At 66.6% G+C, this 25,261-nt stretch carries 22 protein-coding genes; 10 read left to right on the top strand and 12 right to left on the bottom strand.

Annotation, left to right across the window (positions count from 1 at the left end; all coding sequences use genetic code 11):
• Positions 1-61: 61 nt before the first annotated feature.
• The 3 genes from ACPCUW_RS16425 to ACPCUW_RS16415 are packed head-to-tail and all read right to left on the bottom strand — an operon-like array spanning position 62 to position 3,807.
• A complete protein-coding gene (locus ACPCUW_RS16425) occupies positions 62-862 on the bottom strand; it encodes a crotonase/enoyl-CoA hydratase family protein (protein ID WP_063011705.1) in 801 nt (266 codons plus the stop codon).
• Entirely contained in the window at positions 859-3,036 is a 2,178-nt protein-coding gene (locus ACPCUW_RS16420; protein WP_423425736.1) for an acetate--CoA ligase family protein, read from the bottom strand. The genes ACPCUW_RS16425 and ACPCUW_RS16420 overlap by 4 nt, the downstream gene beginning before the upstream one ends.
• Before the next feature lie 9 nt (positions 3,037-3,045).
• Positions 3,046-3,807, bottom strand: coding sequence for an enoyl-CoA hydratase/isomerase family protein (locus ACPCUW_RS16415; protein WP_423425734.1), 762 nt, complete (start codon positions 3,805-3,807; stop codon positions 3,046-3,048).
• Positions 3,808-3,991: 184 nt separating this feature from the next.
• On the opposite strand from ACPCUW_RS16415, the gene ACPCUW_RS16410 reads away from it, so the two are divergent.
• From ACPCUW_RS16410 to dhaL, 5 genes are all read left to right on the top strand, one after another.
• Positions 3,992-5,404 (top strand): amino acid permease, encoded by a 1,413-nt coding sequence (locus ACPCUW_RS16410; protein WP_423425732.1) that lies wholly within the window; start codon positions 3,992-3,994, stop codon positions 5,402-5,404.
• A gap of 25 nt (positions 5,405-5,429) precedes the next feature.
• Positions 5,430-5,921 carry a hypothetical protein gene (locus ACPCUW_RS16405; RefSeq protein ID WP_423425730.1) on the top strand — a complete coding sequence of 164 codons (492 nt, stop codon included), beginning with the start codon at positions 5,430-5,432 and terminating at the stop codon, positions 5,919-5,921.
• A gap of 19 nt (positions 5,922-5,940) precedes the next feature.
• Positions 5,941-7,056: a CHAP domain-containing protein gene (locus tag ACPCUW_RS16400; protein ID WP_423425728.1), complete on the top strand. Its 1,116-nt coding sequence runs from the start codon at positions 5,941-5,943 to the stop codon at positions 7,054-7,056.
• Between the two features lie 116 nt (positions 7,057-7,172).
• On the top strand, positions 7,173-8,177 hold the full coding sequence (locus tag ACPCUW_RS16395; RefSeq protein ID WP_219823547.1) for a dihydroxyacetone kinase subunit DhaK: 1,005 nt from the start codon (positions 7,173-7,175) through the stop codon (positions 8,175-8,177).
• Entirely contained in the window at positions 8,174-8,842 is a 669-nt protein-coding gene (dhaL, locus tag ACPCUW_RS16390; protein WP_423425726.1) for a dihydroxyacetone kinase subunit DhaL, read from the top strand. The genes ACPCUW_RS16395 and dhaL overlap by 4 nt, the downstream gene beginning before the upstream one ends.
• Positions 8,843-8,955: 113 nt before the next feature.
• On the opposite strand, the gene ACPCUW_RS16385 is transcribed toward dhaL, so the two are convergent.
• Together ACPCUW_RS16385 and ACPCUW_RS16380 are read right to left on the bottom strand one after the other, a co-directional pair.
• Entirely contained in the window at positions 8,956-9,396 is a 441-nt protein-coding gene (locus ACPCUW_RS16385; protein WP_423425725.1) for a nucleotidyl transferase AbiEii/AbiGii toxin family protein, read from the bottom strand.
• Positions 9,386-10,033, bottom strand: coding sequence for a type IV toxin-antitoxin system AbiEi family antitoxin domain-containing protein (locus tag ACPCUW_RS16380; RefSeq protein ID WP_423425926.1), 648 nt, complete (start codon positions 10,031-10,033; stop codon positions 9,386-9,388). The genes ACPCUW_RS16385 and ACPCUW_RS16380 overlap by 11 nt, the downstream gene beginning before the upstream one ends.
• 389 nt (positions 10,034-10,422) lie before the next feature.
• On the opposite strand from ACPCUW_RS16380, the gene ACPCUW_RS16375 reads away from it, so the two are divergent.
• The 4 genes from ACPCUW_RS16375 to ACPCUW_RS16360 all read left to right on the top strand — a co-directional run bounded on the left by ACPCUW_RS16375 (position 10,423) and on the right by ACPCUW_RS16360 (position 15,394).
• Positions 10,423-11,940 (top strand): DHA2 family efflux MFS transporter permease subunit, encoded by a 1,518-nt coding sequence (locus ACPCUW_RS16375; protein WP_423425723.1) that lies wholly within the window; start codon positions 10,423-10,425, stop codon positions 11,938-11,940.
• A 250-nt stretch (positions 11,941-12,190) separates the two neighbouring features.
• Positions 12,191-13,174 carry a GNAT family N-acetyltransferase gene (locus ACPCUW_RS16370; RefSeq protein ID WP_423425722.1) on the top strand — a complete coding sequence of 328 codons (984 nt, stop codon included), beginning with the start codon at positions 12,191-12,193 and terminating at the stop codon, positions 13,172-13,174.
• Entirely contained in the window at positions 13,171-13,743 is a 573-nt protein-coding gene (locus ACPCUW_RS16365; RefSeq protein WP_423425720.1) for a hypothetical protein, read from the top strand. The genes ACPCUW_RS16370 and ACPCUW_RS16365 overlap by 4 nt, the downstream gene beginning before the upstream one ends.
• Before the next feature lie 58 nt (positions 13,744-13,801).
• On the top strand, positions 13,802-15,394 hold the full coding sequence (locus ACPCUW_RS16360; RefSeq protein ID WP_423425718.1) for an HD domain-containing phosphohydrolase: 1,593 nt from the start codon (positions 13,802-13,804) through the stop codon (positions 15,392-15,394).
• A 231-nt stretch (positions 15,395-15,625) separates the two neighbouring features.
• Here ACPCUW_RS16360 and ACPCUW_RS16355 read toward each other — a convergent pair whose 3' ends face one another.
• A complete protein-coding gene (locus tag ACPCUW_RS16355; RefSeq protein WP_423425716.1) occupies positions 15,626-17,443 on the bottom strand; it encodes an ATP-binding cassette domain-containing protein in 1,818 nt (605 codons plus the stop codon).
• A gap of 12 nt (positions 17,444-17,455) precedes the next feature.
• Positions 17,456-17,788 (bottom strand): transposase, encoded by a 333-nt coding sequence (locus ACPCUW_RS16350; protein WP_423425924.1) that lies wholly within the window; start codon positions 17,786-17,788, stop codon positions 17,456-17,458.
• Between the two features lie 357 nt (positions 17,789-18,145).
• On the opposite strand from ACPCUW_RS16350, the gene ACPCUW_RS16345 reads away from it, so the two are divergent.
• A complete protein-coding gene (locus ACPCUW_RS16345) occupies positions 18,146-18,382 on the top strand; it encodes a hypothetical protein (protein ID WP_423425714.1) in 237 nt (78 codons plus the stop codon).
• A 518-nt stretch (positions 18,383-18,900) separates the two neighbouring features.
• Here the strand turns inward: ACPCUW_RS16345 and xylB are convergent.
• Genes xylB through ACPCUW_RS16320 form a run of 5 tightly spaced genes read right to left on the bottom strand, consistent with a single transcriptional unit; the run spans position 18,901 to position 25,173 of the window.
• Positions 18,901-20,295 (bottom strand): xylulokinase, encoded by a 1,395-nt coding sequence (gene xylB, locus ACPCUW_RS16340; RefSeq protein WP_423425713.1) that lies wholly within the window; start codon positions 20,293-20,295, stop codon positions 18,901-18,903.
• Positions 20,296-21,276, bottom strand: a complete 981-nt coding sequence (locus tag ACPCUW_RS16335) for a zinc-dependent alcohol dehydrogenase family protein (RefSeq protein WP_423425712.1) — start codon at positions 21,274-21,276, stop codon at positions 20,296-20,298.
• The gene (locus tag ACPCUW_RS16330) at positions 21,277-22,287 is read right to left on the bottom strand and encodes a glycoside hydrolase family 172 protein (RefSeq protein ID WP_423425711.1); all 1,011 of its coding nucleotides are present in this window, start codon (positions 22,285-22,287) and stop codon (positions 21,277-21,279) included.
• Complete coding sequence (locus ACPCUW_RS16325; RefSeq protein WP_423425923.1) at positions 22,277-23,758, bottom strand: FGGY-family carbohydrate kinase; 1,482 nt, start codon at positions 23,756-23,758, stop codon at positions 22,277-22,279. Before ACPCUW_RS16325 ends, ACPCUW_RS16330 begins: the two co-directional genes overlap by 11 nt.
• Before the next feature lie 2 nt (positions 23,759-23,760).
• The gene (locus ACPCUW_RS16320; protein ID WP_423425709.1) at positions 23,761-25,173 is read right to left on the bottom strand and encodes an L-fucose/L-arabinose isomerase family protein; all 1,413 of its coding nucleotides are present in this window, start codon (positions 25,171-25,173) and stop codon (positions 23,761-23,763) included.
• Positions 25,174-25,261 lie beyond the last annotated feature (88 nt).

Raw genomic sequence — 25,261 nt, 5'->3', positions numbered from 1 at the left:
TTTACCTCTGCTGAGGCGTTCACCGAAGGCAACGGCAACAACACATTCCACGGATCATCGACTACGTCCCGGTGAACCGCGGTTCTCGGCGGGACAGCATCGCCGCGACTGCCTCGGCGTGGTCGGCGGTGTGGTGGACCGCGGCCTGCATCGCTGCGGAGAGATCCAAAATACCTTCCAGACTGTGGTTTTCGGCCGAACGCAACAGGCGTTTGGTCATCCGCAGCGCATGCGGCGGTTGCCGCGCGATCCGCGTCGCGAGGGTGTGTGCCGATTCGAGAAGCAGCGCCGGCTCGACAACCGCGGAGATCAGGCCCCACTCGAGCGCGGTCGCCGCGTCGACCGGCTCGCCGGTGTAAGCCATTTCCGCAGCGCGGGCCGGGCCGATCGCGCGGGAAAGCAGCCATGCCCCGCCGTCACCGGGAACGATGCCGACTCGCACGAAGCTTTCCGCGAAGGTCGCGGCGGTGGATGCGATCCGAATGTCGCACATCATCGCCACGTCGCAGCCGGCGCCCACGGCAGGCCCGTTCACCGCCGCGATCGTCGGAACTTCGCAGTAATACAGTGCTTTCGGAATGCGCTGAATGCCGTGCCGGTAATTGCGATACAGCTCCGCCGGACTGCCGCCGAACATTCCCGTCCGGTCGCGCATGTCCTTGATGTTGCCTCCCGAAGAGAACGCTGGGCCGGCCGCGGTGAGAATGGCGACGCGCACGCCGAGGTCATGGTCGGCCTCGGCGATGGCGTCCTCCAATGCCGCGATGGTTTCGGGGTCGGAGATCGCGTTGCGTGTGGCCGGGTTGTCGAGAGTCCACACCACCACGTCACCGCGGCGGTCGATCCGCACCGGTCCACTCACCGTCCGGCCTCCTCGGTGTCGTTGTCGGACAAAATGATGCGAACGTCGACCGGAAGGATCGCAGTGCCGGAAGCGATCACGGGGTTGAGATCGAGTTCGGCGATCTCCGGGTGCGCCGCGACGATCGCGCCGACGCGAACCAGCAGGCGCGCCAGCTGTTTCCGATCGATCGCTTCCAGGTGGCGGTGGCCATCGAGTAGACGTGACGCCCTGGTTTCCTCGATCATCTCGAGGGCTTCGACGTCGGTGAGCGGCGCGGCGCGGAAGGTGACGTCGTCCCGTGCTTCGACCAGTACCCCGCCGCTGCCGAAGGCGACGACAGGTCCGAAGACCGGATCACGCATCGCGCCGACGAGCAACTCGACGCCCGGCTCGGCCATCGGAGTGACGATGATCCCGTCGATCCGCGCACCGGGCACGCCGGAGGTCACCGACCCGATCATGGCCGTGGCGGTCGCCTCGGCGTCCGCGGCCGCCACATGCAACCGCACACCACCCACGTCGGATTTGTGCACCACATCCGGCGATACGATCCGCAACGCGCACGGCCGGCGGTATTCCCGGACGGCGACGACGACGTCGGCGATCGTCGGTGCCACCGTCCATTCGCCGACATCGATGCCTTGCCGGCTGAGAAAGGTTCTGGCGGAGGGTTCGTCGAGCACCGGCCGATCCGAGACCAGCCGCGGTGCAGGACGAGGCAGGGCGAACGACGACCGCTGGGCTGCGGGGGCCAGGATTCTGCCGCGTCGTCGCAGGGCCGCGACGATACGGGCCGCGTGATCGAGGGAACTGGTCACCGATACCCCTCGGGCGCGCATCAGGTCGTGGTGAACATTCCGCTCACCGGCGTAGCAGCTGTGCACGACCAGCGGAACCTTCTGCGCGGCAGTACATTCCAGCAGTCGCGCCGTGGCGGCGGCCTCCTGCTCGGCCAGTGCGGCATCGAAGCGCAGGTGGTAGCCCCCGTACATACCGACGATCAGCACCAGCCCCACCGCTGGATCACGGGTCAGGATCTCGACCGCGTCGGCGAAGAGAGCGGGATCGGTGTCCGTGGCGCCCGCGACATCGACGGGATTGAACACCGCCGCCGCGGGGCCGAGGAGTTGCCGCAGTGCGTCGCGGGTGTCGTCGGCGAGGGCGGCGAGTTCGACACCTGCGGCGGCCAGCGCGTCGGCGGCCAGCGCGGCGTGTCCACCGCCGTCCGACAGCACGACCACGCCGCGTCCGAGAGCCATCGGGTGGGTGGAGGCCAGGGCATTGGCGAGCACAGCGAGTTCGTCGGATCGTTCGGCCGATTCCACGCCCGCTTGGCGCAGCACGGCGGCGGCGACAGCGTCGGATCCGGCCACGGATGCGGTGTGTGAACGCGCGGTGGCCCGACCGGCCTGCGACCGTCCACCGCGAAGGACCACCACGGGAGTGTCCCGGATCGCCTGCGCCGCGGACCGGAGGAACGCACGCCCGTCGGTGAATCCTTCGATATGAATGGCGATCACCCCGGTTTCGGGATGACGCGCGAGTTCGGCGAGGCATTCGTCGTAGCTCACATCGACCTGGTTGCCGAGTCCGACATAGGCGTGGATTCCGGTGCCCCGCAGTGTCCGAAGGTCGTTGACCAGCGACAGCAGCATATTCCCGCTCTGCGTGATCACGCTGATGGCACCAGGCGGAACGTTCTGTACACCAACGAGATTCGCGCCCGTGGCGAGGTTGAGAAGGCCCGACGTGTTGGGTCCGACGACGCGGATGCCGGTCTCGGCGATCGCTCGAGCCAATGCGGTCTGCGCCTGCGCGCCCGCCGCACCGGTCTCCTCGAATCCATTGGCCAACACCACCGCCGCGGGAATCCCCACCGCCGCGCAACGGCGCAGAGCGTCGGGAACGGCAGCGGCGGGCAGGGCGATGAGGGCGACGTCGACGCCATAGGGAAGCTGGGCGATCGATGACGCGACCTCGAGACCCAGGATGCGGCCGCCGCGGGGATTCACCGGATACACCGGATAGGCGTAACCGGCCTCCTGAAGTCCACGAACGGCCTGGTAGCCGCGTTTGCCAGGATCGGCGGAGGCGCCGATGACCGCGACCGACCGCGGATCGAACAAGCGGGCGAGGGCCGATCGCGCGGGAGCGGTCTGTACAGCGGACGATGCGGAATGTGCTTGAACCACAGCGCTTTCCTACTTTCCTTCGAAGCGGGGGGCGCGCCGCTCGGTGAAAGCCGCGACACCCTCGGCCCAGTCCCGCGTCTGCATCAACGCGAGAATCTGGTGTGGTTCGGATTCGAGCGCCGCGTCGAGAGAGTCGTTGTGGCGCAGCGCCTGTTTCATTCGGCCGACAGACAGCGGGGCTTTCGTGGCCAACGTGGCGGCCAGCGCCTGAGCCGCTGCGACGACGCTGCCACTGTCCACCGCCAGATACGCCAGACCCCACGCGTGCGCGTCCGCTCCGCTGAATCGTTCACCGAGCAAGAGCAGTTCGGTGGCGCGGCGCAGGCCCACGAGCCGCGGTAGGCGGTGGGTGACTCCGCCGCCCACGAAGGTGCCGAGGCCGACCTCCGGGAAGCCGATCCGAGCATCCGACGCGACGACGAGAAAGTCTGCGCTGACGGCGATTTCAGCGCCGGCTCCGAGCGCGTAGCCGTTGACGGCGGCGACTACCGGGGTGTTCATCGTCTGTATCCGCTCACACACTGTCTGCGCCAGCAGCAGGTAGCGCTCGCGGTCGGAGCGGTCGCGGGTGCCGGAGCTGTGGGCTTTCATGTCGGCGCCGACACAGAAGGCGCGTCCCGCGCCGGTGATGACGACGGCGCGGACCTCTGGTGCGGAATCGGCAAGAGTCAGTTGCTCGATCAGTGTTTCGTACATCGTCTCGCTGACCGCGTTGAGTCGATCCGGGCGGTTCAAGGTCAGCGTCATCAGATCGTCGGATCGAGTCGTCACCACTGTCGTCACGGTCGGTATGTCCCTTCGTCGGCTCGAGCACGGCTACGCCGGCTGCAAGCAATAGTTGCACAAAACAGTTTCTATGCAACTTCGCTTGCATCCCGTGGGAATGGCGTGTTTCATAAGGGGGGCAAGCGATTACCTGGGTCACCGCCCAGAGGTTCAGGAAGAAGGCGCCACCGTGCCCACCTCGCTGTCCACGTCGGAAAACCTGCAACGCGCCATCAGCACCCGCCAGATGACGATGATCGGTATCGGCGGCGTCATCGGCGCCGGACTGTTCGTCGGCAGTGGTGCAACGATTTCGGCCGTCGGGCCGGGGATCGTGCTCGTATATCTGTGCACCGGACTGCTGGTGGTGCTCGTCATGCGGATGCTCGCCGAACTCGCCACCGCCCACCCGGCCACGGGTTCGTTCTCCGCCTACGCCTCACGGGAGCTGGGTTCGTGGGCGGGCCTCGCCGTCGGATGGCTCTACGCCTACCACTGGTGTGTCACAGTGGCTTTCGAGGCGATCGCCGGCGCCGCGATCGCGCACCAGCTCGCGCCCGCGGTGCCCACCTGGCTCGCCGCTCTGGGCTTCATGACCGCCCTCACCGCGGTGAACTTGACCGCGGTCACCTCGTTCGCGCGGTTCGAGTTCTGGTTCGCGCTGATCAAGGTCACCGCGATCGTCTTGTTCATCGGTATCGGCGGTGCCGCGATTCTCGGGCTGCTGCCCCATCACAGCTCACCGGGCACCACGAACCTGCTCGGACACGGCGGATTGTTCCCTCGCGGCGGGGGCCCCGTACTGGTGGCCGTGCTGACGGTGTTCTTCTCCTATTTCGGCACCGAACTGGTCACCATCGCCGCCGGTGAGGCCGCCGATCCCGGCCGCGCGGTCAGGCGCAGCATGCGCAGTGTCGCTTGGCGTATCGTGATTTTCTACGTGGGTTCCGTGCTCGTCGTGGTCACGTTGCTGCCTTGGAATGCCGCCGTGGTCACCGAGAGTCCCTATACCGCAGTTCTTTCCACACTGGGGCTCCCCGGAGCGCGGACGGTGATGAATCTCATCGTGCTCACTTCCGTACTGTCGTGCCTCAATTCAGGCATCTACTCGTCCTCGCGGATGTTGTTCTCGCTGGCCCAGCGCGGGGAGGCGCCGGCGCTCCTCGGCCGCCCAGGAGCATCCGCCGTGCCCGTCGCGGCGGTGCTCGCCGCCGCCAGTGCGGGATTCGTCGCGGTCGGCGCCAACTACTTCCTGCCGACGGGCGCGGTGTTCACCTTCTTGTTGAACTCGTCGGGCTCGGTGGCCGTCGTGGTCTATCTCTGCATTTGCGCCACGCAAATCGTCTCTCGTCGCAACGCGCGAGCCGACGTCGATTTCGAACGCGGAGTTCGAATGTGGGGGCACCCTTACCTGTCGTATCTGGTGGCCGCGGCGCTGGTCACCATCGTGGCGGCCATGGCCTTCACCTCCGCGACGCGAAACTCCCTGGCACTGACCACAGTCGTGACCGCAGCGGCGATATGCGCGGGGTTGGTCCATCAACGACATCGCCGAACCACATCTGTCCCTTCCGCTACGCCCAGCCACATCGTCGGCGGGTGAGACCCGTATCCGAAAGGCCGACCGCATGCCCCGACACACCGACAAGGACCTGGCCGTCCGCCTGATGTCGGTAATCACCGACCGGATGGAGCACGGCGACATCGACTGGAACTGCCACAATATCGATGAAATCGTCTCCGCCAGTAGTGATCCCACCGGCCCGCTCGCTGCGATGATCGAGGAACACGCACGCGATACGGGCCGGCCGCCGGAACAGGTCATCCCCGAGATCCACGCGATCGTCGATCGCATGCTGGGCACTCGGCTCACCTTCGGCCCCGACGACAACCCCGCCTACTACATCGGGACGATGCTCGACGGGTATATCGCGGCCGAAGCACCGCTGCTCGGCTGCGAGAAACCGGCGATATCGGAGGACGAGCTCAGATTCTCGATCACCGAACCCGCGCGATGCGGCACAGTTATCCTGTCGGGCAGCCAAGTCGACGCGCTGATCGCCGGGTTGCTCAGGTGGCGCGCCGCTCACCCCGACCCCGACCGCCGACCCCGATCGTGACTCTCCCGCAGGTAACACGATGAGCCCGAGCACATTTCGACTCAGCGACATCACCCTGACTCCGCCGGCCGGAGCACACAAGGGCCTCATTGCCGTTCTCGACGCGGTGCAGACGGCGCTGCGCCGATCGATCGGTTTGCTGGCCTCGGGAAAGCCGTCCGAACAGCCCGACCTGCTGTACCAATTGGGCAAGCAAGGACTGCTCCACGACGGACTCGACGACAAACACGACTACGCCGCCCTGGTCGACAGCCACGCCGCGACGCTGGCGAAGATACGCGCCGCCAAGGTGGCGATCAGCGGCCACAACGACGACGTCCGTAAGGCCTACTACTCCACCTTCGACACCTCGAACGGGACCTTCACCGACTGCATGGCCAAGGTGCACCGCCTCCAGGGCACACTCGAATACGCGTCGAAGATGAACGAGAGCCATCAACCGTTGGCGCCGGGTGACGAACTGCGCCTGATCACCGCCGCCCTCGACACCGTCAGCTATGTGCACGGCAAGGTCGGGTCTGCCGCGAGGCAGATCCAGCACCAGAAGCGAACCATCGAGAATTCGGTCCCCACCTACCGCCCCACCGCGACATATCCGTCCGGCGGCACGCCAAGCGCCGGTGGGACGCCGTGGTCGACGCTCGGCACGCCGGCAGGGCCGGAAAGCATTGTCCCGCTTCCGTTGGCGCCCGGTGCCCCTGGCGCCATCCAGGCCGCCATGAGCCAGCTCAACGTCCACGAAACAGGCGTCAACCACCTGCCGGGCAAGCCCTACAACATCGACGGGCCGTGGTGCGCGGCTTTCGCCACCTGGGCCTGGAAGCAGGCGCACATCCCGTTGAATTGGACCGCCACCGACAGTCACGGGCTGGCCGTCAGCGTGCCCACGATCTGGGCAGACGCACAACGCCACGGGCTCGCCGACAAAGCCTCCCGCGCCCAGGTGGGCGACCTCATCGTCCTGAACGGAGTCGGCCACATCGGCCTGGTCGAGAAGGTCGATGCCAACGGCACGATTCACACGATCGAGGGCAATTCGGGTGACGCGGTGCGTGAGCACACGTACTCGGCCGGCAGCAGCTACGTGAACGGGGTCATTCATCCACCGGCGCAGAACAATGGTGTCGAGGCGTAGTCCCAAGGCCGCTCGATTGCGCGCCTGCGGTCGGTCCGAGCGAACACCTGGAAACACGACTTCATCCGGCCCCGTGATACTGGACATCGCGCCGTCGATCGACGAGGAGGATGTCTGTGCCCGCACTGTTCCTACACGAACCAGGCCAGGGCCCCGAGGTTTCGCTGCAAGGTTTCGTGCGCCGAAACCCGTGGGTCCGGATAACCACCGACCCACTGTTCGTGCACCACGATCGCGGTGCGCCGACACGGCGGGTCGCCCTCGTCTCCGGCGGCGGTTCCGGCCACGAGCCGATGCACGTCGGATTCGTGGGAATGGGGATGCTCGACGCGGCCGTACCGGGAAAGATCTTCGCCTCGCCGCACAACCGCCAGGTCTACGAGGCGAGCAAGGCCGTCGCTCGTGCCGGTGGGGTGCTGCACATCGTCAAGAACTACACCGGAGACAAGATCAATTTCGGCATCGCCGCCGAACGGCTCGCCGCCGACGGTATCGAGGTCGGCCGGGTCCTCGTCGACGACGACGTCGCCACCGAATCGAATGAGACGGCGACGGGACGACGCGGGACCGCCGCGACCATCGTTGTCGAAAAGATCCTCGGCGCCGCCGCGGACCGCGGTGACACGCTCACCTCGCTCACCTCGCTCGGCCGCGAGGTGGCCGAGCACAGCCGCAGTATCGCGGTGGCCACCGAGGCGCTCACGTCACCGAATACCGGGGCGCGCGCCTTCGAACTCGAACCGGATCAGCTCGAATACGGGGTCGGAATTCACGGCGAACGCGCCTCGACCTCGATTACCAGGCCACCACTCGCGGAACTTGTCGACCGGATGCTCACCGATATCCTCGCCTCACTGCCCGGCGATCCTCGAAAGCCGTTGTTACTGTTGATCAATGGGCTCGGTGCGACGACGGAACTCGAACTCTGCACAGTTCTCGAGCTCGCGGCGCGCACCCTCACTGCCCGAGGTCGCGAAATCTCGGCGGTCCAGGTCGGCACATTCGTCGCAGCACTGGACATGAGCGGCTTCTCGATCACCCTCACCCAACTCGCCGACGGCTGGCTCGATCTCTGGCACGCCCCGACCGGCGCACCCGCCTGGAAGGACACCGCACGATGACCAGCGAGGCACTGACGACGCTCGACAGCACCGTCGTCCGACTGCGCGAGGTGTTCATCGCCGCCGAGCCCGCTCTGACCACGCTGGACGAGATCACCGGCGACGGAGATTTCGGCGTCAATCTGCGCGAGGGCTTCGCCGAGGTCGCCGACCGCCTCGCCGCACCGGACTCCCCCGCACCGTGGAATACGCTGCGAGCGGTCTTCCTCGACGAGGTCGGAGGCACGAGCGGCCCGCTGTTCGGACTCCTGTTCCAATCACTCGGCGCCCGGGCGACACGCTCGGATTCCTATATCGACGCCCTCAGTACCGGTATCAAGGACGGTCTCGCCGCCATCCAGCGCGTCGGCGAGGCGGAAGTCGGCGATCGCACCATGGTCGACGCGCTCGCTCCCGCCGCCGATGCGCTGAGTGGCGATGCCGATATCGCCGCGATGGTGAGCGCCGCAGTGGACGGAGCCCTGTCCACGGCGACCCTGCGGGCACGTCGCGGTCGCGCGAGTTACCTCGGCGAACGCGCCGTCGGCCACCCCGACCCGGGCGCGGTAGGCGTGGCGCTGCTGCTGTGTGTGCTCGCGGAGCCGGTTTCCGGAACAGAGATATCGGACGGGGAGCGCGAGCGTCTGCTCGATGCGGTATCCCTGCCGGCACCAGGCAATCATTGAAGCACAGGCATTTTCGAATTCCCGAGCCTATTCGGGCGGCAACGGAAAGCCCTGACGCGAGCAGCCGAACGATGTATGCAGGGTGTCCAGCAAGTCGGACTCCGGCCGGGCGGCTACCACTGCATCCGCGGTCTGACGACGGGCGAGACGGCTCGGAGAACCGATGCTTCTGAGTCACTTCGCAATACGAGCCCAGGCATCTCGCACCGTATGCAGTGCCGTCTCAGCGCTGATCGCCAACCGAGTCTGCCCCTGCTCAGCGGCGGCACCCATTCGAGCCGTCCATAGGTCCGCGCCACTGATCGCGGCAAAGCGGCGTCGAGTTCCGCCGCCAGTGCGGTTCGGTTGTCCAACGCAACCAGATCTATGTCTTCGCTGAGTCTGCCGTTCACCAGATGGGTACGAGCCAGAGCGGTACCGCCGATGAAATGCAGCCGATCACCGAATCCTCGGCTGATCGCCGCCAGCAGATGAGAGATCGGGTGGTCGCGCTCGACCTGCTCCGGGGAGACGCCGAATTGAACTGCGACACTTTCATGTTCGTCATTTACCATTCCCCACCCAACCCTCCACACGTCGAAGCGCAGCACCAAGACGCTGGTCCGCAGCCAGCTGTGTAAGTATCGCCGAATTACTACGGGGGTAGAGCGTCTCGATCGCCGAGCGAACCTCCCCCTCGGCATTACCCAGCCGCGGCCGGCGGGCGAGGTCGAGCACAGTTTGTTCCGGTGTAGTAACCAGCGCCGGACCCAGCGGCGTGTCGATGCGCTCGGCGTCGAGTACGTCGGTGTCACGGCGGACGAACCGGACGTGAGCCGAACGGTCGGTCAACGGGATAGGCCGATGCTGGCTTGGAACCGCGACAACCGCAGTCGCCAGCGCACGCGGCACGGCACCCAGCATGCGAGCCGCGCTGACACCCATGACAATGGCCCGATCTGCGCCGTAAATCGATGACGCGATACCTGCGGCGGCCGCCTCGAGGCCGGGCAGCCAGGCTCTACCGACGTACTCCGGCGGGACGATGATGTAGTAGCCGTGCGCGACGCGGTGCAGCACGCCTCGATCCACGAGCCGCGCGATCTCAGGACGCGGCTGAGCGTAGATACCGGTCAAGTCCTGCGGCCGGAGTGTTCGCAGCGGGGCGCGCCAGAGTTCACTCGGCAGCACAGGGCTGCGGGACCCAGTCATCAGCACCACCTCAGTGATTATGCATATAGTTGGCTATAACCCAACTAATTGCATAGTAACACCGCATACGTCGACAGGAAATCGAGGTCGGGGGCACAGCGGTGGGATAACGACCTCGGCTCCCCGATCCTGAGCCACCGGAACCGGCCGACTCGTTCGGGACATCTCCATCCGTCGACCTCCGGCATTCTCATGCCGCCGAAAGACCGTGTCCATGTGTCGTGGGTCGGCGGAGGTATCACCCACCCCGGCTCGTCCGATCTCCCCCTCGGCGATGAGATCTGTGACGACCTGCGGAACGACAGCGCCGCAATAATCGACCATACGACGGGTAGTCGCAGGGTGTTGTCGCCCGGTCGAGTCCTGGCACCTTCGATGAGGGAGCTGATATGGAAACCACCACCGCGCAGCAGTCGGGCAAGCTCGACCGCAGCGTTATCGTCACAGGACTCGTCATCGTGTCCGGCATGATCATGGTGGTTCTCGACACCACCATCGTGAACGTCGCCCTGAAGTCGTTGAGCACCGAACTCGGCGCGACCCTGTCCACGACGCAGTGGGTGGTGACCGGTTACCTGCTGGCGGTGGCGCTGGCCATCCCGGTCACCGGGTGGGCGATGGATCGGTTCGGTTCCAGACCGGTCTGGCTCACCGCGGTAAGTCTGTTCGTCGCGGGCTCGGCTCTGTGCGCGGCCGCCTGGTCCATCGAAAGCCTGATCGGCTTTCGCATCCTGCAGGGACTCGGCGGCGGCATGCTGCTGCCCGCCGGGCAGGCGATCATCACCCGAGCCGCGGGCGCGCAACGCCTCGGCAGGGCCATGGCCATCCTCGGCGTCCCCATGCTGCTGGGACCGGTATTCGGCCCGGTGATCGGCGGCCTGCTGGTGCAGTACACGAGCTGGCACTGGATCTTCCTCGTCAACGTCCCCGTCGGCGCCCTCGCCCTCACGCTCGCGGTCTGGAAGCTTCCGCACGGCGACACCCTGCCCGAGCACGGACGTCTCGACCTGCGAGGGCTGATCCTGCTCTCCGGCAGCCTCGTCTGCCTGCTCTACGGACTTTCCGAGGCCAGCTCACACGGCGGATTCACCGAGTGGGGCGTGCTCGGCTGGCTCATCGGCGGCGTCGCGGGCCTGGCCCTCTACACCTGGCACAGCCTGCACAAGGGAGCCGACTCGATCGTCGACGTCCGCCTGCTCACCAACCGGCTCTTCGCCGGCGGAACCATCGCGGTCTTTCTCGTCGCCATCGGATTGTTCGGCGGCATGCTGCTACTTCCGCTGTACTACCAGACCGTGCGCGGACAGGGCCCGCTCGACGCCGGCCTGCTCCTCGCACCCCAGGGATTGGGCGCGGTCGTGGCGATGGTGATCGGCGGCCGGCTCACCGACCGCATCGGCGCCGGCTATGTGGTCCCCGTCGGCGTCGTCCTCGCCCTGGTCGGCACCCTCCCGTTCACGCACGTCGGCACCGACACCTCGTACGTCTGGCTCTGTGTGGCCCTGTTCGTCCGCGGCATGGGCCTCGGTTCGGTGATGATGCCGACTATCGCGGCTGCTTACACGGAACTGGGCAAGGACGCCCTGACACGCGCGGCACCCACACTCTCGGCCATTCAGCAGGTCGGCGCGTCGCTCGGCAGCGCCCTGCTGGTGACCGCACTGACGCAACACCTCTCCGCGCAATTGACCGAGCACGGATTGCCTTCCGGCAGTGGTGGTTCCGGGCAGATCAGCTCCATCCCGCCCCAACTGATGCCGGTAGTCGGACCATTGCTCGCCGACTCCTTCGGCTTCGCGTTCTGGGTGGCGTTCGGACTCACCGCGGTGATCATCGTCCCAGCCATGTTCCTACCCCGCCACGCCGCACGTGATCGCGACGAGACACCGGTAGCGGCCGGTATCTGACCGATTCCGATCGCGAAACTTGCACCACCACAAGCTTTCCGGCCGCGTGCAGATCGGCCAGTGCGTCGCGTTCGTGGGTACGGTGCTCGGGCCGGCTCAGCCGACGATGCGCGGCGACGAGCAACTGCTCCGCAGCTCGAGGGGCCCGAGCGCGTCGCGGAAACCATTTGACGCCTGGGTTCCGATCCCGGACCGTGGTCACAGAACCACGGTCGGCACGACGGCTGGGACGACAGGAAGAGGTTCCGCCATGGACCCGTCTCGATGGCCTTCCGACCTCCCCGCACGCGCCATCCGGTTCGCCCGGGGCACCTGGCTGCTGTCGGAGTCGAGCAGGTTCTACCGGGAGATTGTCGGCCTGCCGGTGCTTGCCGAGTTCCATGATCACGACGGCTACGACGGCGTGGTCTTCGCCCTGCCGGACAGCTCCACGCAATGGGAACTCGTGACACCGCCGCGCCCCGCCGCATCGTCGGAGCAACCCGACCGGGAGCATGCCATGGTCGTCTTCCTCGCCGAGCCATCCGCGGCGGAGACGATCCGCAGCCGTCTGTGTTCCTCCGCCCTGCACCCCTTCGTACCCGAGAACCCCTACTGGACCCGGCGAGGTGCGTTCGGTGTGCTCGATCCCGACGGCTGGCCGGTCCTCTTCGTGCCCCCAGGGGACGAGCAGGACCGGCCGAGTCTCGGACCGGCAACGGAGGTGCGGGTCGGACCCCCGAATCCGGCGCGGGACGCCGCCGACGTCGAAATCGTCGAATACGAAGGGCCGCATCGGGATTTGATCGATCTGTTCCGCCTCGCCGAGGACTCCCCGACCGTCCTGGACGGATATATCGACCTCGGAACAGTATGGGTCGCACGAGATGTCGACGGCGCCACCGTCGGACACCTGCACAGCGTCGTCCGGGATGGTGGGCAGGTCTGCGAGGTCGTCAACACCGCCGTGGTCCCGGCCTGGCGCGGGCGAGGGGTCGGCCGCCGCCTCCTGGAACACGCCATCGCACAGGCACGCGGTGCGGGGGCATCCCGCGTGGAACTGGCCACAGCCGCCGCCGATATCGGGAACCTCCGTTTCTACCAGCGTTGCGGTTTCCGGATGAGCCGTGTGGTGCGGGACGCGTTCGTTCCGGCGACCGGGTACCACGAGCCGATTCGGATCGACGGCATCCCACTGCGGGACCAACTCTGGTTCACCCTCGACCTCTCCGACGACGACCGAGAGCGATCATGACCACCACGACCAGTGATGCGGAGTTGTTCCGCCGCGGCATGCGGACCCTGGTCGCCTCCGGGGAGGCGAACGCGCTCGGCGCGGCCGATGCCGCGGTTCACCATCTCGACGGGGTTGTCGCCGCGGTGTTCCCGTCCGGTCCGGAACGTGACGTCTACAACAACGCTGTTCTGGGCCAAGGTCTTTCGAAGGCGGGTCGCGCCGAGGCGATCGAGGCCATGGAGTCGCACTACCACCGGGCCGGGGTGGATCGCTTCGCTGCCTGGGTGTGCGAGGACGACACCTGGATGCGTGAGGATCTGGAGCGCCGCGGCTACATCGTCAGCGAGACCACCCGGGCCATGGGCCTGGATCTCGATCGGCTGGTCTCGCCCAGGCCGCGGGTCGATGCGGCGCCGCCGGCCTGGTCGGACTACCAGCGGCTATTTCTGCCGGACCGGCTGCTCGCCGGCCTGGATCCCGCCACCGGTCGACTCGCCACTGGTCCGCCATCGCTCTCGTCGAAGGAAGCCGATCTCCAGGGTGCAGTTTCCCCGAGATGTGTGCGCTGGTGCTCATGCGGTTCATGAGGCCGGTGGTCTCGTCTTCGCGTCGACATGGCCCTTGTTCGAGGTGAACAATGGGAAAATGCACCCGCACGGGACGCTGCCGGGCTCCGCAAAGGGTCTGAGCAGAGCCGAACTGCTGGCCGCGATATCGCTGGCGATCGACCTCGGTCTGGGTCAGCCGATGGAACACATGCTTCGGTCCTCCTTGATCGCGACACGGATCGCCGAGCGGATGGGCCTCGACCTGCAACAGCGAGCGACGGTGTACTACGCCAATCTGGTCGGGTGGATCGGTTGTCACGCCGACTCCCACGAACTCTCGGCGCTCTTCGGCGACGACATCGCCTTCCGGGCCGACACCTACGCGGTGGATATGACCGGCCTGCCGTTTCTGCGGCTGATTATGAGTCATGTTCGACGCGGATTGCCCGGCTGGGAGCGCGGCATGCGTGCCACCGCCTTTCTGGTCACGGCTCGCAGCCAGGTCGCCACACTGATCCAATCGCATTGCAGTTCCGCCGGGGTTCTCTCCGATCGGATGGGCTTGGACAGGCAGGTCGGAAAGGCGCTGGCCTACGTCTTCGAGCGCTGGGACGGCCGGGGGTTGCCCAACGGTACTCGTGGAGAGGATATCCCGGTCGAGATCCACATCGCTCACGTGGCAGACGTCATCGAGGTGCACTTGCGGACGGGTGGGCTCGAGTACGCGAAAAATGTTCTCCGTTCTCGGTGCGGCAGTCAGTTCAGCCCGGCCGTGGCGGCGGTGTTCGATCGTGACGCGGCGTCGATTGTGGACGGGTTGCTCGAAATGGACGTCTGGGCAGTGGCGTTGGCCCAAGCACCGGATCGTGACCGAACCCTGACGGACGAGGAGAGCGACGAGTTACTCGAGGCCATGGCTGATTTCGTCGATCTCAAATCTCCGTTCACCCTGGGGCATTCGCGTGGCGTCGCGAATCTGGTGGCCGGGGCAGCCCGATGCCTGGGCATGTCGCCGTCGGACATCAAGCATCTCTACCGTGCCGGCCTCGTGCACGGCCTCGGCAAAATGGGAGTGTCCAACCAGATCTGGGAGAAGAAGGGGCCGCTCACTACGGCTGAATGGGAACGGGTACGGATGTATCCGGATCTGACCGGCCGGATACTGAGCCGAGTCAACGGCTTGGAGTCGGTGGTGTCCGTCGCGATGAAGCACCGGGAACGGATCGACGGGTCCGGTTTTCCCCGAGGTATTGCCGGCGCGGAGCTGACCACGCAGGACCGATTGCTTGCCACGGCGGAGGCTTATCAGCGACTGCTCGAGCCACGTGCACACCGGCCGGCGCTCGATCCTCGCGGCGCTGCCGATCAGTTGCGAGAGGAGGCGCGCGCCGGCCGCCTCGACGCCAAGTCGGCGGCGGCCGTGCTTGCAGCGGCCGGGCAGCGTGTATCGCGGCGGACGCCCTGGCCGGCCGGGCTGACCGACCGCGAGGTCGAGATCCTGCGACTCGTCGCGCAGGGCCGGTCGAACCGAGAAATCGCCGCCGAACTGTTCATCGCCGAGAAAACGGCCCGCAACCATGTCGAACGTATCTACGCCAAGCTCGGCGTCAACAATCGCACGCAGGCCAGTCTCGCCGCGATCGATCGGGGTCTGGTGAGCTTCCCGGTCACTGCGGCCGGGGGAAATTGAAGCATCTGCTGCGCCAGGTACTTCAGCTCGGCAACCACGAATGATGCTGCCCGGTGCGAGATTGACGTCGCATGGCTCAGTGGGTGGTCGACGCGTGTCCGGGTGGACGGGCCGGGCGGCGGGTCGGTCTGAACGTCAGGCTGTGCGCTCGGAAGGCCGAACATCGTTGGTGCCGCACGCCGGACCGCCGATATCTGTTCAGACATCTGGCGGACCGACTGTGCGGGGTTGTCATCGCCGGGATGCGCCGGGCCGGGACCGCCGGTCCAAGACCCACACCGTGGCCAGCATGAGGCCAACGGCAAACGAGGCGAGCGCGATGAGACTGGCGCCGGTGCCTCCGTGGAAGGTGTCGCGGTAGGCGGACATGGCCGGCAGCGTGGCGGAGTACCGGTCGAGATCCAGGTCGCGACCCAGTGCTTCGAATGCGTGACGGTTGGATAGGCCGAGGCTCATCAGGCGCCCCGGGAGGGCCATCTTGTCAACGGGGACTATGGCGCCACCGAACAGAACCTGAGGGAAGCAGAGCATCGGCAGGGCGAGGGCGGCCTGCGCGGCGTTGGAGACCACGGCCGAGGCGAGCAATCCGAGGGCCAGTGCCGAGGTCGCCTCGATCACAATCGTCACAAAGAGGGAGGCGAACGCGTCCCATCCAACGGCGGGGAGCCGACCTAGCACCCGTAGCACACCGAGGAGCACCGCGCTCACTCCAGCCAGCACCGGAAGCAGCGCTGTCATCTTTGATGCCACGTAGGCGCCCACGCTGAGCCCGGCCAGGCGCTCCCGCCGGAAGACGGCCATCTCTCCGACGATCTGGAGCAGGCCATAGGTAAGGCCGAAGAAGAAGCCTGCGAACGCGATCCAGAACACGATCTGGGCCGGGCCGAGGTCGGCTGCGCTACGTGGATCGAACGCGCCGCGCTTGAACAACGTCGCCATCATCGCAGTGACCAGTACCGGTGAGCCGAGCAGGACCGCGAGGGTCAGCCGGTTGCGAAGGAGAACATCAACATTGCGTCGTGTAAGTAGCCACCATTGCCGGACCATGCCCGTGCGCTCGACGTCTGAACGGGTGGCTGGGACGGGGGGCAGTAGAGCCGAGCCAGGCCGGGCTTTCGACTTCCCACCGCTGTCCGCGAATCGCTCCGCCCAGATCTGAGGGGTGTGCTCACGAGCCAGTCGGTCGTACACCTCGGCGATATCCTCCACGCCGAAGTAGCGTCGAGCCTCGGTCGGGCTGCCGGTGAAGGCCAGGTGGCCGTCGCGCGCCAGGAATACCACCCGGTCACACTGGTCGATGCCGGCCGGCTCATGTGTCGTGAGAACGACTGTGACCCCGCGCTGGCTGAGTCGGCGCAGCAGGCGCATCACGTCGGCTGCGGTCGACGGATCGAGCCCAGAGGTGGGTTCGTCGAGGAAGAAAAGGTGTGGCCGGGTCAGTAGTTCCACGGCGATACTGGCCCGCTTGCGCTGGCCGCCGGACAGCGCACGGACCGGCACTTCGGCCCGATCAGCCAGGTCGAGGTCATGCATGGTCTCCTCGACTACCCGGTCCGCCTCGGCCGCCGATGTGCCTGCGGGCAGCCGTAGCCGCGCCGCGTAGCGCAGCGTGCGGCGCAGAGGCATCTCGAGGTGGATGATGTCATTCTGGGGCACGTAGCCGATACGGGAATCGGCGCTGACTCGGGCCCCGCGAACGACGCCGTCATGCCGAACCTCCCCGATAGACGGTGGTCGCAGTCCCGCGAGGATCTCCAGCAATGTGCTCTTTCCTGCTCCACTGCCGCCGGCGACGGCGACCAACTCGCCTGGTTCGACCGACAGCGACAACTCCTGGAGAATCTGCCGCGCCCCGACGTGCCGGCCCACGTTGACTGCATCGACCCGCCCGCCGCCCGGCACTTCGTGTGGATGATCTGAAGTTCGCGTACCGAACCGCTCGACGGTCGGTGGTTCGAATGTCGAATCGGTCATGACCGATGATCTTCGTGATTCCTGAACTCGCTGTGTCATGCCCCGATCATCGGTCCGCCGCCTCCGTGGTCGCATGAGGCGTTTGCCTCAAATCGCACCCCCCAGGAAGCAAGGATCGTCTGACCAGCCCCATCGTCCGCGGCTACTTCGGCGCACCCCACTGCGGTGTACCGGATGCCGGTCGGCGATCAGGTGCACCTTCCGGTCGGCCTGGCGGGCGAGGCGGTCGAGGAAGTCGATGAACGCTGCCGCGGTGAACCGGCCGGTGAACACCGTGAACCACAACCCGCCGCGAAAAGCGATGGCGAACATGATGTTCCCGCAACCGTTTCCCATTGACCCGCACGATCGGGGTCTGCACGACCGGCGCCCAGCTACGGCCCGGCGGCGGGTATCCGACCGCAGCCCGCACTGGTCCACCCACGCGATCACCGTGTCCTCGGTCCGGGCGCGGGCCACGATCGCCGGGTACCGGCTCTCCAGCCAGTCCGTGACCTGCGCCTGGTCCTTCCGATACGACCGCCGATCCGGGCGCTGCGGTGAAAACACGTCATCCTTTCAGGTGGCGGAAGGTGCCGGGCTACCGCGGCGATCCTTTATCACCGCCCGCGTTCCCGTCCCTCCCGTTCTCTTTCCTCGCACTCGTTCCCGCCTCTCACCGCCGACGCGGGTGGAACCGTTGTGCGGTGGGACGCCGGTAGAGCTTCTCGATTGCCGAACGAACGCCTTCCTCTGCATTACCCCGCTGCCGACACCGTCGTGGATATAGTCGAGGACGTGGAGAATGAGCGAGAGGTACAGCGCGCCAAGGGAAAAGTCTGGCGTTGGAACGAGAAGCGCGCCACCGGAATGATCGAGACCGAAGACGGTTCGCATGTCTGGTTCGGCCTGGACTCGCTGGGTGAGCACAAGAATTTCGGGGACGTTGCCATCGACGACTCAGTCGAGGTGGAATACGCAGAAGCTCAACAGGATTCACATGATCTCCGGGCCATCAAAGTCACTTGGCCCTGACCTTGCCGGTATAGGTAGAGGCTCTGCTCGAACGAAAATACGAGCAGAGCCTCCAATTTCTTACCCGCCCAGCAATCAAGCGTTGAAATCGATCGCCGTCACAACATTCGAGGGCGTCGGACCAGTATCGGTCATGACCTTGAAATCACACCGACTCCGAAGGCTGTAATTCACTCCTCGCGGTTCCCACAAATGCAGCGTGACCCACGTCTCATATGGAAAAGAGAATTCGGCACGCGTTGTTTACCCGGATCATTCCCGTGCCGCGTATGAGCACATTCGGCTACCACCAATTCGGTTGACCGCCATACCAGGACGTGATCGTAGAGCCCGATGAGGCGCGCCGCCTTGGTCAGGCCGCGTTGGACCCGGTCGAGACGAACCGATTGGACCGTGTGCGGAAAAAGCCGCTCAGGGTGTACAACCAGACCGAGCTACTGACGAGCGCCGGTGCGGTGGCCGAGCTGAGAAAGCCGTATACGTCGCCATGTTCGGGCTGGGTAGTCGCCGATACGGGCTCAGTTGCCGTACAACGATTCTCGCACCCGCACATAGGCGCCGCAGATCATCGACCCGACGGAACCGTCCTCGGGCGCCGGAATCTCGACCGTCACGGCCGCAGCCCACCGCGGCGGTTCGGCGCCACCGCGCAATGCCCACGCCGCCTGCCGCGCCGCACCGAGCGCAACGTATTCCTCCGGCTCCGGCACGGTCACCGCCGCACCGAAGATCTGCGCGGCAGTCTCCGCGACGAATGCCGAACGAGAACCGCCGCCGATCAGCAGCACTCGTCGAGGTGCCGTGCCGGCCGCACGTAGCCGATCGAGCGCATCGGCCATGTTGCAGAGCATGCCTTCGACTGCGGCTCGGGCCAGGTGTGTGGGTCGCATTGTCTCCGAACGCAATCCGTGCAGGCTGCCCGTCGCGTGCGGCAGGTTTGGGGTGCGTTCGCCGGACAGGTACGGCAGCAGGACGAGGCCGTCGGCGCCCGGCGGGGCCTGGCGGGCCAGTGCATCGAGTTCGCCGATGCCGATTCCCAAAGCCGTGGCCATCGCCTCGAGCACTCGGGCGGCGTTGAGTGTGCACACCAACGGCAGGAATTGTCCTGTCGCGTCGGCGAATCCGTTGACGAACGGATCGGTGTGCAGCTGCGAGGTGCGCGCGAACGCGGTGCCGCTGGTGCCCAGCGAGATCACTACGTCGCCGTCTCCGATCCCGAGCCCGAGTGCCGCAGCCGCGTTGTCCCCCGCGCCCGCGGCGACGAGCGCGCCCGATGCGGTGCGTCCGGCGCTGTCGGACGGTTCCAGCACCCTCGGAAGTTCCGGGTTCCGGTCACGGAAGGCCAAGGCCAGCAGGTCTTCTCGATACCGGCCCTCCACCGCGGACCAGTATCCGGTGCCCGAGGCGTCGCTGCGATCGGTGGTGGGTGCGGCATCACCACCACCAAGCAATCGCCAGGTGAGGTAGTCGTGCGGCAGCATCACCCGGGCGACCCGGTCCGCGAGTTCGGGCTCGTGATCGGCCATCCAGCGCAGTTTCGCGGCGGTGAAGGCGGCGACCGGGACGCTGCCGACTGCGTCCAGCCACGCCTGCGGTCCGCCCAGCTCCGCGACGAGGTCGTCGGCTGCCTCGGCCGAGCGAACGTCGTTCCACAGCAGGGCATCTCGCACTGGCCGGTGCGAGTCGTCGAGTGCCACCAAGCCGTGCTGCTGGCCGGCGATCGACACCGCGTCGACGTTGTCGAGCAGCCCCTCCCCCGCCTGTTGCAGCGCGGTCCACCATGCATCAGGCGGAACCTCGGTTCCGTCGGGGTGCGGCGCGGATCCCCGTGCCAACACCTCACCGGTGTCCGCGTCGCACACCACGATCTTGCAGGATTGGGTGGAGCTGTCCACTCCGGCGACGGTGGCCATTTATCCGCGCGGAGCGATCTGGACCTTGCGGCCGATGCCGTCGCGGAAGGCTTGCAGCGCTTCCGAGAACTCGTCGAGTCCGAAGGTGTGGGTGATCATGGTGTCGGCGTCGATGGCGCCCTTGCACATGAGGTCGACGGCGCGCCCGAAGCTGTGGACCACGGCCATCGAACCGACGACGGTGATTTCGTCGTTGTAGATGCGGAAGGGTGAGAAGGAGGCAGTCGCGTCGCCGGGGGCGACGCCGAACTGCTGGTAGGTGCCGCCGCGGCGGACCCGGGTGAGGCCGTCTTCGATCGCCGGGATCGCGCCGGTGCAATCGATGACGACTTCCCAGCCGTGCGGGCGGTCGAACTCGTCGGCGTTCGTGGCGACCGCGTCGGCGCCGAGTGTGCGGGCTACCTGCAGGCGGTCGGTGTTGAGGTCCACCACCGAAACCGAGGTCGCGCCCGCGGTCACGGCGAGTTGCAGCATCATCAGGCCCATGGTGCCCGCGCCGTAGATCAGGTAATGCGCACCCAATGTGCGTGGTAATCCGTCGAATCCGTGCACCGCGCACGACAGCGGTTCCACCAGCGCGCCGTGTGCGGCGGGCAGATCGGCCGGCAGTGGATAGCAGTTGGCCTCCGGTACCGCGACGTATTCGGCCATCGCGCCGTTCACCGTGTCGCCGATCGCGCCCCAGCGTTCGCAGAGGTTGCCGCGGCCGATGCGGCAGTAGTGGCAGGCGCCGCAGAACAGCGACGGGTCCACGGCCACCTTCTGGCCGGACCTCGGACCGTCGACGATCTCACCGCAGAACTCGTGGCCGGGCACGATCGGATAGGGCGTGGGTGGGAACTCGCCTTCGACGATGTGGATGTCGGTGCCGCAGATTCCTACCGCGGCCACCTCGACGACCACCTGGCCGGGGCCGGGGGTCGGGTCGGGAATTGTCTGGACCGAGTACTCACCGGGCTTTTCGATCACCAACGCACGCATTCACCGTCCCCTTTCCTGGTACCACCATGCGGTGGTGGCGATATCGGCGTCGGCCAACGGCAGATACCGCCCGCCGTCCTGCCATCCCAGTGCTTGCAGCGTGACACGCAGTTCCTCGTGGAAGCGGATCGGGTCGCGCACATGCCAGCGGTACATGCCGAATCGTTGTTGCGGCGTGTAGATCTCGTCGTGCGGAAGTACCTGGTGCAGGCCGAGATACGGGCTGGAGTAGTCGCGGTAGGCGCCGTCGAGGTCGAAGTTCCAGGCGCCGCCGAAATAATCCTCGGTGCCGGTGCCGCAGATCGTCGGGAACTCGTCGTCTCCGTCGAGATGGAATTTGATCTCGCCCTCGCCCCACCAGCCCGGGGCGTTGGGGGCGATCGCCAGAAAGGTGCCGACATAGCGTCCGCGGCCCCGAATGCCGTCGACGATGGTGTGTACCGCCGGAGTGCCCAGCGGATTACTGTGTCGCCGTTGGCAATGCAGGTAGCCTGCGTCCTCGCCTACCTCGGTCTCGTCGTAGGTGAGCTGATAGTAGACCGGCACCGGACGTTCGGTCGGATTGTGCAGGGTGACACGGACACGCTCGCGAAAAGGCATGGGCCAGTAGCTGTTCAGGCCACCGGCGGGTGCGACCACGACCATTTCCGAACTCACCAATGCCAATTCGTCCCAGCCGTTGCAGAAGAAGTCGCCCAGCGGCACGTCGATAGCCGGAATTTGTTCGTCGTCCCAGGTGAAGGTCAGCCTCAGCCGGCGCAGCAGTGTGCGGTCGGTGGTCAGCCAGAAGTGCCGGATGACGCCCGGTCCGGATACGTCGGCCAGCGTCGCGGTGGATCCGGCCGCGAGGTCGATCGACGGGGACACCTTCCACCCCACACCGAGATCGCGTGCCGCGCCCGCGCCGGTGCCGGTCTCCGCCCGTGCGCCCGCGCCCGGCGCGCCGGTCGGGTTCTCGGGGCTGATCGAGCGTGTCCGCGCGCGATCGAGTCGCCAGAGCTCAGCCATCATTCGCCGCCCGATGTTGTTCGGTAGCAAGGAAATGCGCGATATCCGCGGTCGATTCGTAGAGTTCGCGGTAGCGCCGGTAGTACTGGTCGTAGACCGCCTGCCGTTCGGCGTCCGGCTCGACGATCGACGTCACCGGATTCCAGCCGGAGGTGTCGACACCGGAAGCCTCCGCGGCGAGCATGGCGTCGCCGAGACAGGCACCGACGGTCTCCGCCGGCAATTCCTGCGGCAGACCGGTCACGTCGGACACGATCCGGGTCCACAGACCGCCCTTCGTTCCACCCCCGACCGCGACCAGACGTCGAGCGCGGCCACCGGCGTCGGCCATGGCTTCCAGGTTGTGTCGCACCCCGTATGCGGTTCCTTCCAGCGCGGCGCGGTACAGCTCGCCGCGGCCGTGGCTCGTGGTGAGACCGGCGACCATGCCACGAGCGTCGGGATCGAACAGGGGCGTTCGTTCGCCGGCGAAGTACGGCAGCATCAGCAGTCCCCGGCTGCCCGCCGGAACCTTGCCCGCCTCCGTGACCAGGTCGCCGAAATCTCCGCCGACCAGACGGCGCAGCCAATCGGTGACCGCGCCCGAGGTCGCCATTCCCGCTGCGAGCGAATAGGTTTCGGGCCATGCACCGCAGGTTCCCCACAGGCCTGGATGCGGACGCGGCTCGGTGAGGATCTGGACCAGGAACATCGTGGTGCCGTACATGACCATCGCATCGCCGGGAGCGCGCACGCCGACGCTGGCGGCTTCGGCCCACGCGTCGACGGTGCCGGCGGTGACCGCCAACCCCTCCGGAAGACCGGTCGCGGCAGCACCTTCCGCAGTCACCCGGCCGACTATCTCTGTGGGCCAGACGAGTTCGGGCAACGGCAGACCGGGAGCACAGTGCTCGGCCCAATCGCTCGCCCATTCTCGTTTGCGCAGGTCGTACATGGGCACGCACTGGCTCGCCGACTGATGGTCGAGCACGTATCGCCCCGTCAACCGATGCACGAGAAAGGAACTCGCCATGAGCAGCATGCGCGTGCGCTCGTACACGCGCGGCTCGTGCCGCGCCAGCCACCGCAGCTTCGGTCCGACAGCCTGACTGGTCAGCGGCGACCCCGCCCGTTCGAGCACGGCCGCAGCGCCCAATTCCTTTGCCAGCTCGGCGATTTCGACTCCTGCCCGGGTGTCGACGCCGTACAGAATGGCCGGCCGCAGCGGATTGCCCTGCGCATCGGCCGGCAGCAGACACGGGCCGATACCGCTGATCCCGAGCCCCTCCAGCCGAGCACCGGCGGCGGCATCGACCAATTCGCGGGCGATGGCGACGAAATCCGCCCACCACACGGACTCCGCGTCGTGCTCGACCCAGCCCGGTCGCGGCATCGACACCTCGTGCGGACGCTCGGCACGGGCGAGGACCTTGCCGGCGGCGTCGGTCAGCACGCCCTTGGAACCCGATGTGCCGATGTCGATTCCGAGGAACATGGTCACCGAGTGAATTCGTCCACGGTGACACCGAGCAGATCACACGTGGCACGCACGGTCCCGCGATGGTCACCGGGCACGGCGTGGATGTGGTTGGCGCCGAACCGGGACAGAAAATCCTCGGCACGAGCGTCCAGCCGCGCGAACGCATGCGGCCATTCGCGCGTCGACTGGCGCATCAATTCGTCGTTGGTGGCCTCGTCGTAGATCTCGAAGTCGCCGAGCATCAACTGCATTCGATAGTTGCTGTCGTTGCGCGTGAGCCGGGCCAGCGTCATCTGCCCCGGGGCCGCGAGATGATGGACGGACGCCCCGCCGGCGGGGAAGAAGAACACCTCGGGGAACAGATGCACGCGGGACAGGTTCTCCGCCGGATCGTCGCTGCGCGCCGCGAACCAGGTGGCGTGCTGGCCGGAGTTGCACAGATCCCAGATGTCGCGGTCCGCGTGGTAGTGGCGGACGTCGGCGAACAACACCGGCGTCCCCGAGATCTGTTTGAGCAGTTGCATGGTCAGCGCGCCGTCCATGTCGGCTTCGGTCGCGCACACGTGCGTCGGTTTCGGACCGTTCCAGTCGTACGGGTCGTTGAGGAACGCCTCCGTGACGTCCATCGTGGCGAAGTACTGGGTGAGCTCGGGCTGCCCCTTGATGCCGGAGAAGTCGATATTCCATTCGTCGATCAGCTCACGCACCGCGAGGTAGGACCGGATCTGGCGCTCCAGCAACTCCGGCGTGAGTTTGTCACCGTCGTAGTGCACGCCCGCGGTGGTCTCCTCCAGCCAGGTCCGAGCCTTGGAGACCTCCGCGGCATCAGCCAGCTCGGCGCGGCGCACGATCTCCCACTGGTCGATCTCCTCGACGTCGACACCGAAGATGCGTTGCCACTGATCGGTATTCGCGACAGCGGTGTTCATCCCCATCGGCCGGCCGCCGAACCGTCCGAACGTCGAGCCGCGCAAGCTCGACACCGCCGACGCCGCCACCGCCTGCACACCGATCTTCTCGATCAGGTCCGAGTCGGCCGGGTCGCCCCACAGCCGGGTGTGCGTGCGGCCGATCTGATCCAGCGCTCCCCCGGCCGCCAGCATCCCGACCATTCCGGGCTGGACCGGGTCGATATTGGACAGCAGCAGCAACGCTCCCGGCGTGGCTCCCTGCACGAGCATCGTGAAGTGCGGGAACGCCCACACCGCGTAGTGCAGAACGGTCAGATCCACTCCGGCCGAGGCGACTTCGCGAGCCACCGAGACGGCGAGAGTGTTGGTACTGACCGGCGCGGAGCCGCGCACCACCTCGTGTCCGGCGGAGGTCAGTTCGGCGACGAGCCGGTCCTCGTTGGTACGGATGAACTCGGCTATGCCGTCGTGCACATAGTCGCGTCCGTCGGAAATGCTGATCACACCGATACGTGCCACGCCGGATCCCTTCCAGAGACGAACGGTCGGACTACTCGCTGCTGTGCCCGATGGTGGTCCGCACGGTCCTCGGTGGTAACGCAGGCTG

The sequence above is a fragment of the Nocardia sp. AB354 genome, assembly GCF_049538315.1.
In the GTDB taxonomy this organism is placed as follows: Bacteria; Actinomycetota; Actinomycetes; order Mycobacteriales; family Mycobacteriaceae; genus Nocardia; species Nocardia nova.
The sequence above is the reverse complement of the archived record's forward strand: the minus strand, read 5'-3'. Positions and strand labels throughout refer to the sequence as shown.